Origin of the sequence: Streptomyces flavofungini (assembly GCF_014650815.1) — a bacterium.
Lineage (GTDB): Bacteria > Actinomycetota > Actinomycetes > Streptomycetales > Streptomycetaceae > Streptomyces > Streptomyces flavofungini.
Map to the genome: position 1 here is coordinate 506,869 of NZ_BMVR01000006.1, position 13,401 is coordinate 520,269.

Annotated in this window: 13 protein-coding genes; 8 read left to right on the forward strand and 5 right to left on the reverse strand. The window is 70.9% G+C overall.

The annotated features are described in order from the left end of the window. The first annotated feature begins 201 nt into the window (after positions 1-201). Entirely contained in the window at positions 202-2,430 is a 2,229-nt protein-coding gene (locus tag IE274_RS18725; RefSeq protein WP_190116922.1) for a family 20 glycosylhydrolase, read from the forward strand. An 88-nt stretch (positions 2,431-2,518) separates the two neighbouring features. Here the strand turns inward: IE274_RS18725 and IE274_RS18730 are convergent, their stop codons facing one another. Beyond that, positions 2,519-3,961, reverse strand: coding sequence for an NsdA family TPR-like regulatory protein (locus IE274_RS18730; protein ID WP_190116923.1), 1,443 nt, complete (start codon positions 3,959-3,961; stop codon positions 2,519-2,521). A 255-nt stretch (positions 3,962-4,216) separates the two neighbouring features. Between IE274_RS18730 and lipB the strand changes: the two genes are divergently transcribed. The 4 genes from lipB (at position 4,217) to IE274_RS18750 (ending at position 7,501) form a co-directional block, all read left to right on the forward strand. After that, positions 4,217-5,059 carry a lipoyl(octanoyl) transferase LipB gene (gene lipB / locus IE274_RS18735; RefSeq protein WP_190116924.1) on the forward strand — a complete coding sequence of 281 codons (843 nt, stop codon included), beginning with the start codon at positions 4,217-4,219 and terminating at the stop codon, positions 5,057-5,059. Positions 5,060-5,235: 176 nt separating this feature from the next. Further along, complete coding sequence (locus tag IE274_RS18740; protein ID WP_190116925.1) at positions 5,236-6,201, forward strand: lipoyl synthase; 966 nt, start codon at positions 5,236-5,238, stop codon at positions 6,199-6,201. A 358-nt stretch (positions 6,202-6,559) separates the two neighbouring features. Further along, the gene (locus IE274_RS18745; RefSeq protein WP_190116926.1) at positions 6,560-6,763 is read left to right on the forward strand and encodes an SCO2195 family GlnR-regulated protein; all 204 of its coding nucleotides are present in this window, start codon (positions 6,560-6,562) and stop codon (positions 6,761-6,763) included. A gap of 30 nt (positions 6,764-6,793) precedes the next feature. Next, entirely contained in the window at positions 6,794-7,501 is a 708-nt protein-coding gene (locus IE274_RS18750; protein WP_190116927.1) for a DUF4191 domain-containing protein, read from the forward strand. 193 nt (positions 7,502-7,694) lie between these two features. Here IE274_RS18750 and IE274_RS18755 read toward each other — a convergent pair whose 3' ends face one another. Continuing rightward, positions 7,695-8,162 carry an RDD family protein gene (locus IE274_RS18755; protein WP_190116928.1) on the reverse strand — a complete coding sequence of 156 codons (468 nt, stop codon included), beginning with the start codon at positions 8,160-8,162 and terminating at the stop codon, positions 7,695-7,697. Between the two features lie 277 nt (positions 8,163-8,439). Here IE274_RS18755 and glnA point away from each other — a divergent pair, with 277 nt between their 5' ends. Next, positions 8,440-9,849, forward strand: coding sequence for a type I glutamate--ammonia ligase (glnA, locus tag IE274_RS18760; protein WP_190116929.1), 1,410 nt, complete (start codon positions 8,440-8,442; stop codon positions 9,847-9,849). Between the two features lie 165 nt (positions 9,850-10,014). Here glnA and IE274_RS18765 read toward each other — a convergent pair whose 3' ends face one another. Together IE274_RS18765 and IE274_RS18770 are read right to left on the reverse strand one after the other, a co-directional pair. After that, entirely contained in the window at positions 10,015-10,323 is a 309-nt protein-coding gene (locus IE274_RS18765) for an antibiotic biosynthesis monooxygenase family protein (RefSeq protein ID WP_190116930.1), read from the reverse strand. Between the two features lie 190 nt (positions 10,324-10,513). After that, positions 10,514-11,473, reverse strand: a complete 960-nt coding sequence (locus tag IE274_RS18770) for a GlxA family transcriptional regulator (RefSeq protein WP_190116931.1) — start codon at positions 11,471-11,473, stop codon at positions 10,514-10,516. A 199-nt stretch (positions 11,474-11,672) separates the two neighbouring features. Here IE274_RS18770 and IE274_RS18775 point away from each other — a divergent pair, with 199 nt between their 5' ends. Both IE274_RS18775 and IE274_RS18780 read left to right on the forward strand, forming a co-directional pair. Then, complete coding sequence (locus IE274_RS18775) at positions 11,673-12,404, forward strand: DJ-1/PfpI family protein (RefSeq protein WP_190116932.1); 732 nt, start codon at positions 11,673-11,675, stop codon at positions 12,402-12,404. 226 nt (positions 12,405-12,630) lie between these two features. After that, positions 12,631-12,792, forward strand: a complete 162-nt coding sequence (locus IE274_RS18780; protein ID WP_190116933.1) for a hypothetical protein — start codon at positions 12,631-12,633, stop codon at positions 12,790-12,792. Positions 12,793-12,799: 7 nt separating this feature from the next. Here the strand turns inward: IE274_RS18780 and IE274_RS18785 are convergent, their stop codons facing one another. Next, positions 12,800-13,369: a hypothetical protein gene (locus IE274_RS18785; RefSeq protein WP_190116934.1), complete on the reverse strand. Its 570-nt coding sequence runs from the start codon at positions 13,367-13,369 to the stop codon at positions 12,800-12,802. Between the last annotated feature and the right edge of the window lie 32 nt (positions 13,370-13,401).

Sequence of the window (13,401 nt, forward strand, 5' to 3'; positions counted from 1 at the left end):
ATCGGACCTGTCCGACTCGTCGGGCCGGCTCCCCCTAAGCCCCCGCGCCCCCCACGCGGGGGCTTCAACCATCCCGCGGTCTTGTCACCGACCCCCTACGCCACTACCGTCCCAGCGGATCCGGGCACCGGACCACCGAGCCGCGGGAGGACAGACGTGCGTCGCACCTTGCCGGTGATCACTCTCATCCTGGGCCTATTCATGGGATCTCTGGCGGCGCCGACCGCCCACGCCGACGGCCAGGCCCCACCCCGTCCGGACGACGGCCAGGGCGCACCGCAGCCGGACGCCGGGCACGACGCACCACCGCCGGACGACACCCTCCCGTCCCTCGTCCCCCGCCCCACCCACTGGACCCCGCTCCCCGGCCGCACCGAACTCACCCCCCGCACCCGCATCCTGATCGACCCGCGGCAGGCGTCGGCCACCGCGCTGCCGTCCGGCCGGGCCGAATTCCCGGGCCCCGCACGCCAGTCGGTCCACGCGCTCGCGACCCGGCTGCGTACGGAGATCAAGCAGGTCACCGGCCTGACCCCGCGCATCGTCGCGGGCGGGCGACCGGACCGGGACGACATCAGCCTCGCCCTCGGCGCCGCGCGGAGCCGCACCGCCGCCGACGACCTGGGCGCCGAGGGCTACCGCTTCGACAGCGCGGGCCCCGTCCGCGTCACCGCCGCCTCCACCCACGGCCTGTACTACGGCACCCGCACGCTCCTCCAGCTCCTGCGCACCACCGCCCCCGACCACCGCGCCGTCCCGCGCGCCCGCTCGGTCGACCGGCCCACGCAGGCGATCCGCATGACCCACCTGGACGCGGGCCGCAAGTACTGGCGGATCCCGTATCTGAAGAACCTGATCCGCAGGATGGGCGACCAGAAGCTCAACACCCTGTTCCTGCACCTCTCGGAGTCCGAGGGCTTCCGGCTGTACAGCCCGCGGTTCCCCGGCCTCGCCGACCCCGAGCACAGCTACAGCCGCGCCGACATCGAGGACCTGAAGGCCTTCGCCGCGCGCCATCACGTACAGCTGATGCCGGGCCTGGAGCTGCCCGGCCACGCCACGGTGATCAACGAGGCGTTCGGCATCGGCTTCGGTGCGGGGCCGGGCGCGTGCACGGGCGCCCATACGCACTCCCACCTCACGCCCGACTGGATCATCGACATGACCAGCGAGAAGGCGATTGCCAAGAGCAAGGAGATCGTCGACGAGTTCGCGGGCTGGTTCGACGCGCCGCTGTTCTCGATCGGCGCGGAGGAGGTGCCGGGTCAGCTCGCCGAGTGCCCGCGGGTCAAGGAGCACCTGGCCGCCGCGCCGGACGTCGCCACCCTGGGTGACCTGCTCAACCGGTACATCAACACCCTGGACGACGTGGTCACTTCGCACGGCAGGCGCACGGCCGTCTACAACGGCTCCGAGCATCTGCCCGCGCCGCAGCAGCGCGTGCACGCCCCCGTCGTCTTCCTCACCTGGGAGGGCACCGGAGCGGAGCCCGCCATTCCGGGCCATGACGAGATCGCCATCGGCCCCTTCTACAACACGCCGAACAACTACCACCACAAGTACCCCGACGAGCCCTGGATGTACGACTCCTGGACGCCCAGCAGCGCCCCCGACATGCTCGGCTCCGGCGTCGTGAACTGGGCGGACTACAACTTCTGGGCCGACGACGGATACTTCGAGCAGCACCTGGCGGGCCCCCGCGCGATCCTGGCCGACCGCACCTGGAACGGCTCCCCGACGCCGGACACCGTGACCGCCTTCCACGCGCGCGTGGAGCGCGTCGGCGATCCCCCGGACACCACGCCCGCGTGGACGCGGCCCCGGGTGACGGACCGCCCGAGCCACCACTGGACCTTCGACGACGCCGCGTACCCGAAGGGCTGGACGTACGCCGGGAGTCCCGGCAACACGATCTTCGCCGCGGACGTCGCGGGCGACCTGCCCGGCACCTCGTACATCATCGACAACCCCACGCCCGTGCCCGGCGAGCACGGGCAGGCCTGGCGCTTCGACTCGGACCGGGACGGGGTCGGCTTCGGCGGTGGGGACGTGGCCGCGCCCTGGACGGTGTCGGTCCTGGTCCGGCCGTCGGCCAGGACCGGCGACCAGGTGCTGCTCAGCTCCAGGGCCGGAGCGCTGAAGCTGATGCAGCACGGCACCGGACGCGTGGGCCTCACGCGCTACGGAGAGGCCGATTTCAGTTTCCCGTACACGCTGCCACTGGACCGGTGGACCCGGTTGACCTGGGTGGCCACGGAGAACAGCACGGTCCTGTACGCGGACGGGGTGCGGGTCGGCGCGGTGCCCGCGTCGATCCCGCTGCCGATGCGGTCCATCGGCAGCGAGGGCGCCGCCCTGCGCGGGGACCTGGACGACCTCGCCACGTGGGACGTGGCGTTGGGGCCCCCGGCGGTCGCCCGTTTGCGGTGAGCCCGGCGCCGTCGGAACGGCTCGCCGCGCGGGCGCCGCCGTGGGTGCACGCGAGGGGGCGGACCGGGCGGGCCCGCCCCCGTCCCCACTAGCCCAGCGCCGCGACCCGGTCGCGGTACCCGCGCACGGGCGCCGCGTCCCGGTACGGCTCCAGGCGGCGCTCGAAGTCGCGTACGTACTCCACCGCCCGCACCGACCGCATCTCGCCCGCCGCCTGGGCCGCCTCCGCACCCAGTTGGCAGGCCTGTTCCAGCTCGCCGAGGCCGAGGCGCGCGGAGGCCAGGACGACGCGGCAGAAGAGCCTGCTGCGGGCGTAGCCGGGGGCGCGCAGCTGCAGGGAGCGCTCGGCGTGCTGGGCGGCCGCGCGGTACTGCTGGAGGTCGCGGTTGCAGTGCGCGAACTCGTCGGCGAGCTGTGCGTCGTCGAAGAAGCGCGCCCAGTACGGGACCTCGTCGCCGGGCCGGGCGGTCTCCAGGGCACGCTCGGCGCGCACCATCGACGCCGAGCAGGCCCGCACCTCGCCGAGCACCCCGTGCCCGCGCGCCTCGACGGCGTGCAGCAGGGCCTGCACAACGGGCGGCGCCGAGGAGCCGACACCCTGCTGGGCGACGCGGGCGAGCTGCACGGCCTCCCGGCCGTGGCCGAGGTAGACGGCCTGGCGGCTCATCGTGACCAGGACATAACTGCCGTACGCCCGGTCGCCCGCGGCCTGCGACAGGCGCAGCGCCTGGACGAAGTACCGCTGGGCGAGCCCGTGTGCGGCGATGTCGTACGACGTCCAGCCCGCGAGCCGGGTCAGGTCGGCGGCGGCCGCGAACAGGCGGCGCCCGGCCTGCTCGCCGTAGGTGCCGCGGAGCATCGGCTCGGCCTCGTGCTCCAGATAGCGCACCAGGGCCTGGCGGGCGTGCCCGCCGCCGTAGGCGTGGTCGAGGGCGCGGAACAGCTCGCCGACGGAGCGCAGGGCCGCGATGTCGCCGCCGGTGACCCGGTGGCCGGGCCCCCGGTCGGTGTCGCGGCGCTGCCGGGGGACGATCGGGCGGCCCTGTGGGGGCACCCGGGGGGTCTGCGGCGGCTCGCCGCGGGCGACGCGTTCGTCGGCGCGGCCGATCAGCCAGTCCCGGCTCGGCACCACGAGCCCGGCCGGGGTGAAGGCGATCTTGCGCAGCTCGGCGTGGCTGCCGGAGTCCTTGCGCCACAGGCCGCCGACGATGTCGACGGCCTCCTCGGGCGAGGACGCGAACTCCAGGCCCGCGTAGACGGGCGCACACGCGTCGAGCCCGAGGTCCTGCGCGGACAGGCGGCGGCCGAGGCGCCGGGTGAAGACCTCCGCGATCAGTGCGGGGGTCGTGCCGCGGGGCTGCTGGCCTCTGAGCCAGCGTGTCACCGATGTCTTGTCGTACCTGAGATCGAGACCGTGCTCGAGCCCTAGCTGATCGACGCGGCGCGCGAGGCCCGCATTGGAGAACCCGGCTTCCGCGATGAGCGCGGCTAGCTGGCGGTTGGGGGTGCGCTGCGGGGGTCGTTCCGTCATCAGCTGTGCGGTCTCCTGCCTTCCGGGCCTGCCTTGAGCAGCCCTTATGGCCTCGTGAACGGCGCGAATGTAACGGCGCTGAGGGCCCTCATCGCGACCTTCAAGCTCCATTCATCCGATCGTGTGAGTATTGGCCGGAGAGCTGACGGGCTTCCGCCGGACGTACAGTGACAGGGGCGCGATCCGTGCACGGTGAAGGTTTCCGTGGGCGGCGCGGGTCCGGTGCACGCGGATGGTTCTAGGGAGGCACGTGCCGTGGGCGAGATTCGATTCATCCGGCTGGGATTCGGTCCGGAGTCCGTCGAGTACCAGGAGGCCTGGGACGAGCAGCGACGGGTGCACGCCGCCCGCTTCGTGGACGAGGTCCCGGACACCTGCCTGCTCCTGGAGCACCCGCCGGTGTACACGGCGGGCCGCAGGACCGCCGACAACGAGCGCCCGCTGGACGGCACCCCGGTCGTGGACGTGGACCGCGGCGGCAAGATCACCTGGCACGGTCCGGGCCAGCTCGTGGGCTACCCGATCCAGAAGCTGCCGCGTCCGGTGGACGTCGTAGCACATGTACGCCGTCTGGAAGACGCACTTATCCGAACGTGTGCCGAGTTCGGCCTCGAAACCACGCGCGTCGAGGGGCGCAGCGGCGTATGGGTCCTCGGCGATCCGGTGGAGTCGCGCCCGGCCCTCGGCGGACTCAGTCTCGACTTCGACCCGCGGCTGACGGACGACGAGTTCGACCCCCGTCTCAACGGCCCGGAATATGCCCCCTCCAACGCCGGCCAGCGCCGCGAGGACCGCAAGGTGGCCGCGATCGGCATCCGCGTCGCCAAGGGCGTGACCATGCACGGCTTCGCGCTGAACGTGAACCCGGACAACACCTGGTTCGACCGGATCGTGCCGTGCGGCATCCGCGACGCGGGTGTGACCTCGATCGCGCACGAGGTCGGCCGCGACATCACGATCGCGGACGTGCTGCCGGTGGCCGAGAGGCACCTGCGGGACGTACTGGAGAACGCGGATCTCAAGCCGCGGGTGGTGGAGAAGCCCGCGCAGGAGGCGGCCGGGGCCCCCGCCGGGACCCCCGAGACGGCGCTCGCCTAGCGTCGGACCCCGGCCCGAGGCGGCGTCAGGCCCCGGCCCGAGGCCGAGCCTCAGCACCCGAACGGGAATGCACCCCTCGGGCCAGAGGTTGGCCAGAAGTAAGTCCAATGACATCGCGGGCGTACCCTGGGGTGCGCCGACGAATCGAAGTTACGCCAGCTATTCAGGGAGCCGATGTGTCCGCAGTCGCACCCGACGGACGCAAGATGCTGCGCCTGGAGGTCCGGAACGCCCAGACCCCCATCGAGCGCAAGCCCGAGTGGATCAAGACCCGGGCGAAAATGGGCCCCGAGTACACGAAGATGCAGCAGCTCGTGAAGAGCGAGGGCCTGCACACGGTGTGCCAGGAGGCGGGCTGTCCGAACATCTACGAGTGCTGGGAAGACCGCGAGGCCACGTTCCTCATCGGCGGCGACCAGTGCACGCGGCGCTGTGACTTCTGCCAGATCGACACCGGCAAGCCGCAGGCCCTCGACCGCGACGAGCCCCGCCGCGTCGGCGAGTCCGTCGTCACGATGGACCTGAACTACGCCACCATCACCGGCGTCGCCCGCGACGACCTGGAGGACGGCGGCGCCTGGCTGTACGCGGAGACGGTGCGCCAGATCCACGCGATGACCGCCGAGCGCGAGGGCGGCCACACCAAGGTCGAGCTGCTGATCCCCGACTTCAACGCGGAGCCGGACCAGCTCGCCGAGGTCTTCTCCTCCCGCCCCGAGGTGCTCGCGCACAACGTGGAGACGGTGCCGCGCATCTTCAAGCGCATCCGCCCGGGCTTCCGCTTCGAGCGCTCCCTGAAGGTCATCACCGAGGCCCGCGAGGCCGGTCTGGTGACCAAGTCGAACTTGATCCTCGGCATGGGCGAGGAGCGCGCGGAGGTCAGCGAGGCGCTGCGCCAGCTGCACGACGCGGGCTGCGAGCTGATCACCATCACGCAGTACCTGCGCCCGTCGGTGCGCCACCACCCCGTGGAGCGCTGGGTCAAGCCGCACGAGTTCGTCGAGCTCAAGGAGGAGGCCGAGCAGATCGGCTTCTCCGGTGTCATGTCCGGCCCGCTGGTCCGCTCCTCGTACCGCGCGGGGCGGCTGTTCCAGATGGCGATCGAGCGGCGCGGCGCGTACGTGGCCTCGCAGGCAGTGTGACGCGGGCACATGCCGGGCGCGCAGACACTGTGTGAATCGGCGCACAAGTGACTACCGACCAGTAGTGACCGTAATGACGCGGCCCCTACGATCCCTGCAGGTGAAAGGGATCGTAGGGGCCGCGTCAACGTTTCAGGGGCCCGCGTCAAGGTTTCATCGGTGTTTGACCGGTCGGTCACGCCCTGGTAACACCAATCAGTGACCCTGGAATTACCGCACGTACAGCCATACCCAGAGCACATAGATCGTTTCCGTACGCAGGGCCCTCCCCGGATCCCGGAGGGCTTCCCCCCCCAGAACCAGGCACCCCCCTCACAGCGCTCCCCCGTCAACTGTCGCTCCCCCGGAGGGCATCACCATGCAGGCCGCGCCCGTTCGCGCCACCGCCATCCCGTCCGTCACCGACGCGCTGCGCGCCGTCGAGTCGCTGCTCATGAGCAGCGGCCAGCGCACCGCGCGCCGCAACGCCTGGACATCCGTCCTCGACGACCGGCGCCGCGCCAAGGACCGCGTCGAGGCACAGCGCGTGCTGGAAGAGGCCGGGGCAACCCGCACGTCGTAGCCGCCTCCGGGGCCACGTAGACTTCACGGCATGGCGAGGAAGGAAACCACCGCGGCGGATGCGGCCGCGGAACCGGGGCGACTCAAGCAGATCGCTCTGACCTACAAGATGACCCGGCGGGCCGACTCCAAGATCGGTCTCATCATCGCGGCTGTGGGAATCGTCACCTTCGGTGTCTTCCTCGCGATCGGCCTCTGGCTCGACCACCCCATCTACCTGGGCATTCTCGGCTTCATCCTCGCCTTCCTGGCGATGGCGATCGTCTTCGGACGCAGGGCCGAGCGTGCCGCCTTCGGGCAGATGGAGGGCCAGCCCGGTGCGGCGGCCGCGGTGCTCGACAAGATCGGCCGGGGCTGGACGACCACCCCCGCGATCGCGATGAACCGCAGCCAGGACGTAGTGCACCGCACCGTCGGCAAGGCCGGCATCGTCCTGGTCGCCGAGGGCAACCCGAACCGGCTGAAGCCGCTGCTGGCCGCCGAGAAGAAGAAGATGGCCCGCATCGTCGCGGACGTCCCCGTCCACGACGTGATCGTGGGCAACGGCGAGGGCCAGGTCGAGCTGAAGAAGCTCCGCACCACGCTCCTGAAGCTGCCGCGGGTCCTCCAGGGCCCGCAGGTCACGGCGACCAACGACCGGCTGAAGGCGATGGGGGACCTGATGAGCAACATGCCGTTGCCCAAGGGACCCATGCCCAAGGGCGCGCGCATCCCGCGCGGCGGCCCGAAGATGCGCTGACCCTGCCGCTGCTCCTTGAGAGCGGCGTCCGACCTTGGACACATACGTCGATGGGGCGTCCGGAACCGATTCGGTTCCGGACGCCCCATCGACGTATACCGCGAGGAATCGACGCCCACCGCGAAGGATCAGCGTCTACCGCCACCGCTAAGGACCAGCGTCTACCGCGAGGGACCGGCGTACACCGCGAGGGCTAGATCCGGACCTGCACCGCGCGGGCGAGGCGGTCGTGGAGGCCGCGGCCGTCGCGGTCCCAGATCAGCGCCGGAATGCCGATGCACAGCAGCGCGCTGCGGACGAGGACACGGACGAGGCCGAGGCGGCCGCCCTCCTCGCTGACGACACGCAGGCCGAGGAGTCGCTTGCCGGGCGTGCTGCCGACCGTGCCGACGGTCAGCAGGCTCATGACGAAGAGGAGCCCGAGCGCCCAGTTGCCCATCGCCTGCGGGTTGCCGCGCGCGAGCAGGCCGTACGCGATGACCATGCACAGCGCCCAGTCGATGGCGATGGCGCCGATCCGGCGGCCGGGCCGGGCGATGGAGCCGGGCCCCTCCTCGGGCAGACCGAGCTGCTCTCCCCGGTATCCGAAGTCGACGCCCGCGTCCTCCGCAGCCGCGCGGGGGCCGGAGAGCCACGATCCGATTGCTTGCCTGTTGTCCACCCGTCCACGGTACTGCGCCCCTTTTCGTACGCGGAGAGGTGGGTGTCGTCCGGACCTGGAGGCGGGGGTCTCCGGGCGCGGAGGCAGGGCGTCCCCGGGTCCGGAGCGGGGGTCCGGCACCAGTCCCGCACCCGGGCCGGTTAACTTCGGCGAAACAAATGGGTCACGCTTGAGAAATCCCCCGTCCCTATGGTCGGGTCCCAGCGTGTGCCACCGCACTGGCCGCACCACGAGCTTGCAACCCCGCCCCTCCCGGGTCGGGAGTAGGAGGAGTTGGATGTTCCAGAACGCCGACGACGCAAAGAAGTTCATCGCGGACGAGGACGTCAAGTTCGTTGACGTCAGGTTCTGCGACCTTCCGGGTGTGATGCAGCACTTCACGATCCCGGCGGCGGCGTTCGACCCCGCCGAGGAGCTGGCCTTCGACGGTTCGTCGATCCGCGGCTTCCAGGCGATCCACGAGTCCGACATGGCGCTGCGCGCGGACCTGTCGACGGCCCGGGTGGACCCGTTCCGCAAGGACAAGACGGTCAACGTCAACTTCTTCATCCACGACCCGATCACCGGCGAGCAGTACTCCCGTGACCCGCGCAACGTGGCGAAGAAGGCCGAGGCCTACCTCGCCTCCACCGGCATCGCCGACACCGCGTACTTCGGCCCCGAGGCCGAGTTCTACGTCTTCGACTCGGTCCGCTTCGAGACCTCCGCCAACCGCTCGATCTACGAGATCGACTCCGAGGCGGGCGCCTGGAACACCGGCGCCATCGAGAACAACCGCGGCTACAAGGTCCGCTACAAGGGCGGCTACTTCCCGGCCCCGCCGGTCGACCACTTCGCCGACCTGCGCGCCGAGATCTCCCTGGAGCTGGAGGCCTCCGGCCTGCAGGTCGAGCGCCAGCACCACGAGGTCGGCACGGCCGGCCAGGCGGAGATCAACTACAAGTTCAACACGCTGCTCGCCGCGGCCGACGACCTGATGCTCTTCAAGTACATCGTGAAGAACGTCGCCTGGCGCAACGGCAAGACCGCGACCTTCATGCCGAAGCCGATCTTCGGTGACAACGGCTCGGGCATGCACGTCCACCAGTCCCTGTGGACCGGCGGCGAGCCCCTCTTCTACGACGAGCAGGGCTACGCGGGCCTCTCGGACACCGCCCGCTACTACATCGGCGGCATCCTCAAGCACGCCCCCTCGCTCCTCGCCTTCACCAACCCGACGGTGAACTCCTACCACCGCCTGGTCCCCGGCTTCGAGGCCCCGGTCAACCTGGTCTACTCGCAGCGCAACCGCTCCGCCGCGATGCGCATCCCGATCACGGGCTCCAACCCGAAGGCCAAGCGCGTCGAGTTCCGCGCGCCGGACCCGTCCTCGAACCCGTACCTCGCCTTCTCCGCGCTGCTCCTCGCGGGCCTGGACGGCGTCAAGAACAAGATCGAGCCCGCCGAGCCGATCGACAAGGACCTCTACGAGCTGGCCCCCGAGGAGCACGCGGGCGTCCCCCAGGTCCCCACCTCCCTCCCCGCGGTCCTCGAAGCCCTCGAAGCGGACAACGAGTACCTCCAGGCCGGCGGCGTCTTCACCTCCGACCTCATCGAGACCTGGATCGACTACAAGCGCGCCAACGAGATCGCCCCGATCCAGCTGCGCCCGCACCCGCACGAGTTCGAGCTGTACTTCGACATCTAGACCGCAGGTTCGGGCGACCTGGGCCAAGGTTCTGGAAACCTGCTGTGACTTGCGGAAAGCCTTGCTGTTGAGGGCCGCCGTCCCCATTCCCGGGGCGGCGGCCCTCGACGTTCTTGTGCGCAGCAGGTCAGGCCTTGTGCCGATCTCCGGGGGCGCGCCCGTCCATCAGGGGCACTCGGCGACGACCTGGTAGAGGCCGGGGCTGGCGCTGGCGATTTGTTCTGCTTGGGAGACAGAAGCGAGCACGGTGGGGTTGGCGCCGGCGGCCTCGCATGCTTCGGCGCTGTCCCAGTGTGCGATGTTGACGAGCTGGAATCGCGCGTCCGGCAGCAGCGCGCGGTGCAGCCGGACGTCGCGGAACCCAGGCGCTGTGCTCATCAGGGCCACGCGTTCGCGCCACTGCTCGACGAATTCGTCGACCTGGTCGGCGGGTATTTCGATGACGTTGATGAAAGTGACGGCCTGATCAGTCATAGGAGGATTCCTTTTCTGTGATGACGCCCTGCTTCTGTGATGACGCCCTGCCCGCGCTGTCTGCTCACTCCTGCGCGGATCCGTCCAATCGCCCCAGCGGCTCGCGTCGAGGGTCATCTGCCAGGTGGTGTAGGGACGTTCGGGGTGGAGCTGGTGGAGGATCCCGCCCGGCAAGGTCCGTCGGGACCCGCTAGGCGGAGGCGGAGGAGGTCGTGCGGAATCGCGCGCGGTACGCCGCGGGCGGCGCGCCGAGTACGCGCAGGAACACCCGCCGCATCGTCTCGTCCGTGCCGAACCCGCAGGTGCGGGCAATGGTGTTCACACCGGCGTCGCAGGATTCGAGCATCGCCTGCGCCGCCTCCACGCGGACGCGTTCCACGTACTGCCCGGGGGTGCCGCCGACTTCGCGGCGGAAGAGCCGGGTGAGGTGCCGTTCGCTGACGGCGAGCCGCTCGGCCATGGCGGCGAGGGTGTGGTTCCCGCCGGGGTCGGCCACCACGGCGTCCAGTACCCGTCGCAGCCCGGCGTTGCGGGGCGGGGTCACCGCGCCGCGCACGCTGAACTGCGACTGGCCGCCGGGGCGTTGGAGGAAGACGACGAGATGCTTGGCCGCGGTACGCGCCAGCTCGGGGCCGTGGTCCTCCTCGACCAGCGCCAGTGCCAGGTCGATGCCCGCCGTCACCCCGGCGGAGGTGATGACCGGCCCGTCACGTACGTAGATGGCGTCGGGCTCCACCCGCACCCGCGGGAAGCGTCTCGCCAGCGTTTCGCACTCGGCCCAGTGCGTGGTGGCCCGCCGGCCGTCGAGCAGCCCGGCCTCCGCGAGGAGATACGCGCCGGTGCAGGCCGACGTCGTGCGCCGCGCGCCCGTGCCGAGGCGGCGTACGTGCGCGATCAGCTCCGGCGGATGCCCGTGGCCTTTCACCGTCGGATAGCCCGGCACCATCACCGTGTCCACGGTCTCGGGGACGTCCTCCAGCGCCAGTTCGACTCCCAGCGGGATCCCCGTGTCGCTCACCACCGCACGCCCGGAGGGCGAGGCGAGCCGGACCCGGTAGCCGGTCCCGTGCAGCACCTGCACCGGACCGGCCACATCGAGCAGCACCACCCCGTCGCCCACGACCACGACCACATCGCTCTCGGTCTTCACGCTCCTCAGTCTCGGCGCCCGGCCGGTATGTCCTCAAGGACAAGCAGCCCACACATCCGGACATCCCCTTCCCCGCACCTGAGGCCCGAGGGGACAGTCGTCTGGCCCGCGTTCCGCAGCCCGGAACCAGCGCGTTCCTGACGCTGACCACCTCACTCCGCCACTCCCCCGACACCGACCGGCCCAAGGAGCACACGACATGCAGCGCCGACACATTCTCCGTACGGGCGCCGCGGCCACGGCCGCGACCGCGCTCGGCCTCGGCACCTCCTCCACCGCCGCTTCTGCCGCCCCCGCCGCCGAGCAAAAGCGCGAGCGCACCCGCGAACTGCGCGTGCACACCGTTCTGTTCGACGCCGTCGAGGAGCAGGACTTCGCGGGCCCCGTCGAGGTGCTCGGCATCCTCGCGGACGCCGACAAGCGCCCGATCAAGCAGAGCTTCGTCACCGCCGACGGCCCCCGCACCGTACGGACGTCGTCCGGAATGCACATCGACGTACGCGACCCCTGGGCCCCACAGGACGCGGACGTCCTGCTCGTGCCGGGCGGGGGCTACGGGAAGGGGTCAGGGGTCGATGACGAGATCAGGCGCGGCGTACTGCCGCGCGCGCTGGCCAGGGCCGAGCGGCCCGGGCTGATCATGGGCGGGATATGCACCGGCGTGATGGTGATGTCGGCGGCGAAGATCACCCGCGGCAGGCCGTGCACGACGCATTTCGCCGCCCGCGAGGATCTCGCCAAGGAGGGCGGGAAGCTCACGTACGGGCGTGTCGTGGACGACGGGGACCTGATCACCTGCGGCGGCGTCACCTCGGGCCTCGACCTGGCCCTCTGGCTCGCCGAGCGCCTCTACGGCCCGCAGGCCGCGCTGCGTGCCGAGATGGTCCTGGAGTACGAGCGCCGGGGCACCGTCTGGCGCGCGAAGAGCTGACCGCGGCGGGCACGTTCTTCGCCGGGTGGCGGTCTCGTCAACGGAAGCCATTCGCCCTGGCCGAGGACCTGTTGTGGCTGTCCTTCGACATTTAAGAACGCCGCAGGTCAGGGCGGGTTCGTTCGCGCGCTCCTGGGCCGTCTGTGGGCCGTCGGCCGTGGCCTCCCTCCGCGAGGGGGCCACGACCGTCGGCATGTCCCCCTGTGAGGCCGGTTAGAGTGCGGGCATGAACGGGGGAACAAGGATTCGGACGCTGCCGTGCGGCTGGTGCCACGTGCCCGTGCCGCAGCCGCGCAGTCGGTGGCGTACGCGGCGCTATTGCAGCAAGGCGCACCGCCGCAAGAACCGCGTCGTGGAGGCCGTCGGGAACTTCCTGGACAGCGTCTAGGCGTCGGCTACCGCTCGTCGCAGCCGCTGATGTCGTCCGGGCATTCGTCCACGTCGTCCGGGGCGATGGTGTTCAGGCGCCAGACGATCCCGGCGAGGTTCTCGGACTGCCTCTTGTTGGGGGTGATGCGGGCCGTGAACGGGGTGGAGCCGGGCGGGATGTTGAACTGGTCCGCTTGGCGTTCGTTGCAGGGGACGGTCCACTCCTGCTCGTCGTCGCCGCGGCCGAGGGTGAGGGTGATGTCGCCGGTGTTCGGTGCCGCGCAGGTGATGTCGAGGCGGTAGGGGCGCTTTCCCGGGGTCGGGAACTTCTTCTCCAGTCCGTCGGGGAAGGAGGCGACTCCGGTGTCCACCAGGTCCGTTGGCGTGTCGTCGTAGGCGAGCGCCCTTTCGGCCCGCCGCAACCCGTCTTCCGCGTCGCCCTTGCCCCATTCGACGAGCTGACGCCGCTGGTCCGGGTGGTGCGCGCTGGTCGAGGGCGAGGCGTCGGAACGGTCCTCCGCGGGGGCGCCGCACGCCGTGGCCAGGAGTACGGCTGTCGCGCCGCCGAGCAGCGGGAGGGCGGGGTGGGGCTTCATGGTGCGCTTGTCTTGCCTTCTTCACGGGCCCC

Excerpts from the sequence above, each read along its gene's own strand:
- IE274_RS18745 (WP_190116926.1), top strand. The coding sequence starts at position 6,560 with ATGCAGGCCGCGCCCGTTCGCGCCACCGCCATCCCGTCCGTCACCGAC.
- IE274_RS18780 (WP_190116933.1), top strand. The coding sequence starts at position 12,631 with ATGAACGGGGGAACAAGGATTCGGACGCTGCCGTGCGGCTGGTGCCAC.
- IE274_RS18730 (WP_190116923.1), bottom strand. The coding sequence starts at position 3,961 with ATGACGGAACGACCCCCGCAGCGCACCCCCAACCGCCAGCTAGCCGCG.
- IE274_RS18765 (WP_190116930.1), bottom strand. The coding sequence starts at position 10,323 with ATGACTGATCAGGCCGTCACTTTCATCAACGTCATCGAAATACCCGCC.
- IE274_RS18775 (WP_190116932.1), top strand. The coding sequence starts at position 11,673 with ATGCAGCGCCGACACATTCTCCGTACGGGCGCCGCGGCCACGGCCGCG.
- glnA (WP_190116929.1), top strand. The coding sequence starts at position 8,440 with ATGTTCCAGAACGCCGACGACGCAAAGAAGTTCATCGCGGACGAGGAC.
- IE274_RS18750 (WP_190116927.1), top strand. The coding sequence starts at position 6,794 with ATGGCGAGGAAGGAAACCACCGCGGCGGATGCGGCCGCGGAACCGGGG.
- IE274_RS18785 (WP_190116934.1), bottom strand. The coding sequence starts at position 13,369 with ATGAAGCCCCACCCCGCCCTCCCGCTGCTCGGCGGCGCGACAGCCGTA.
- IE274_RS18725 (WP_190116922.1), top strand. The coding sequence starts at position 202 with ATGGGATCTCTGGCGGCGCCGACCGCCCACGCCGACGGCCAGGCCCCA.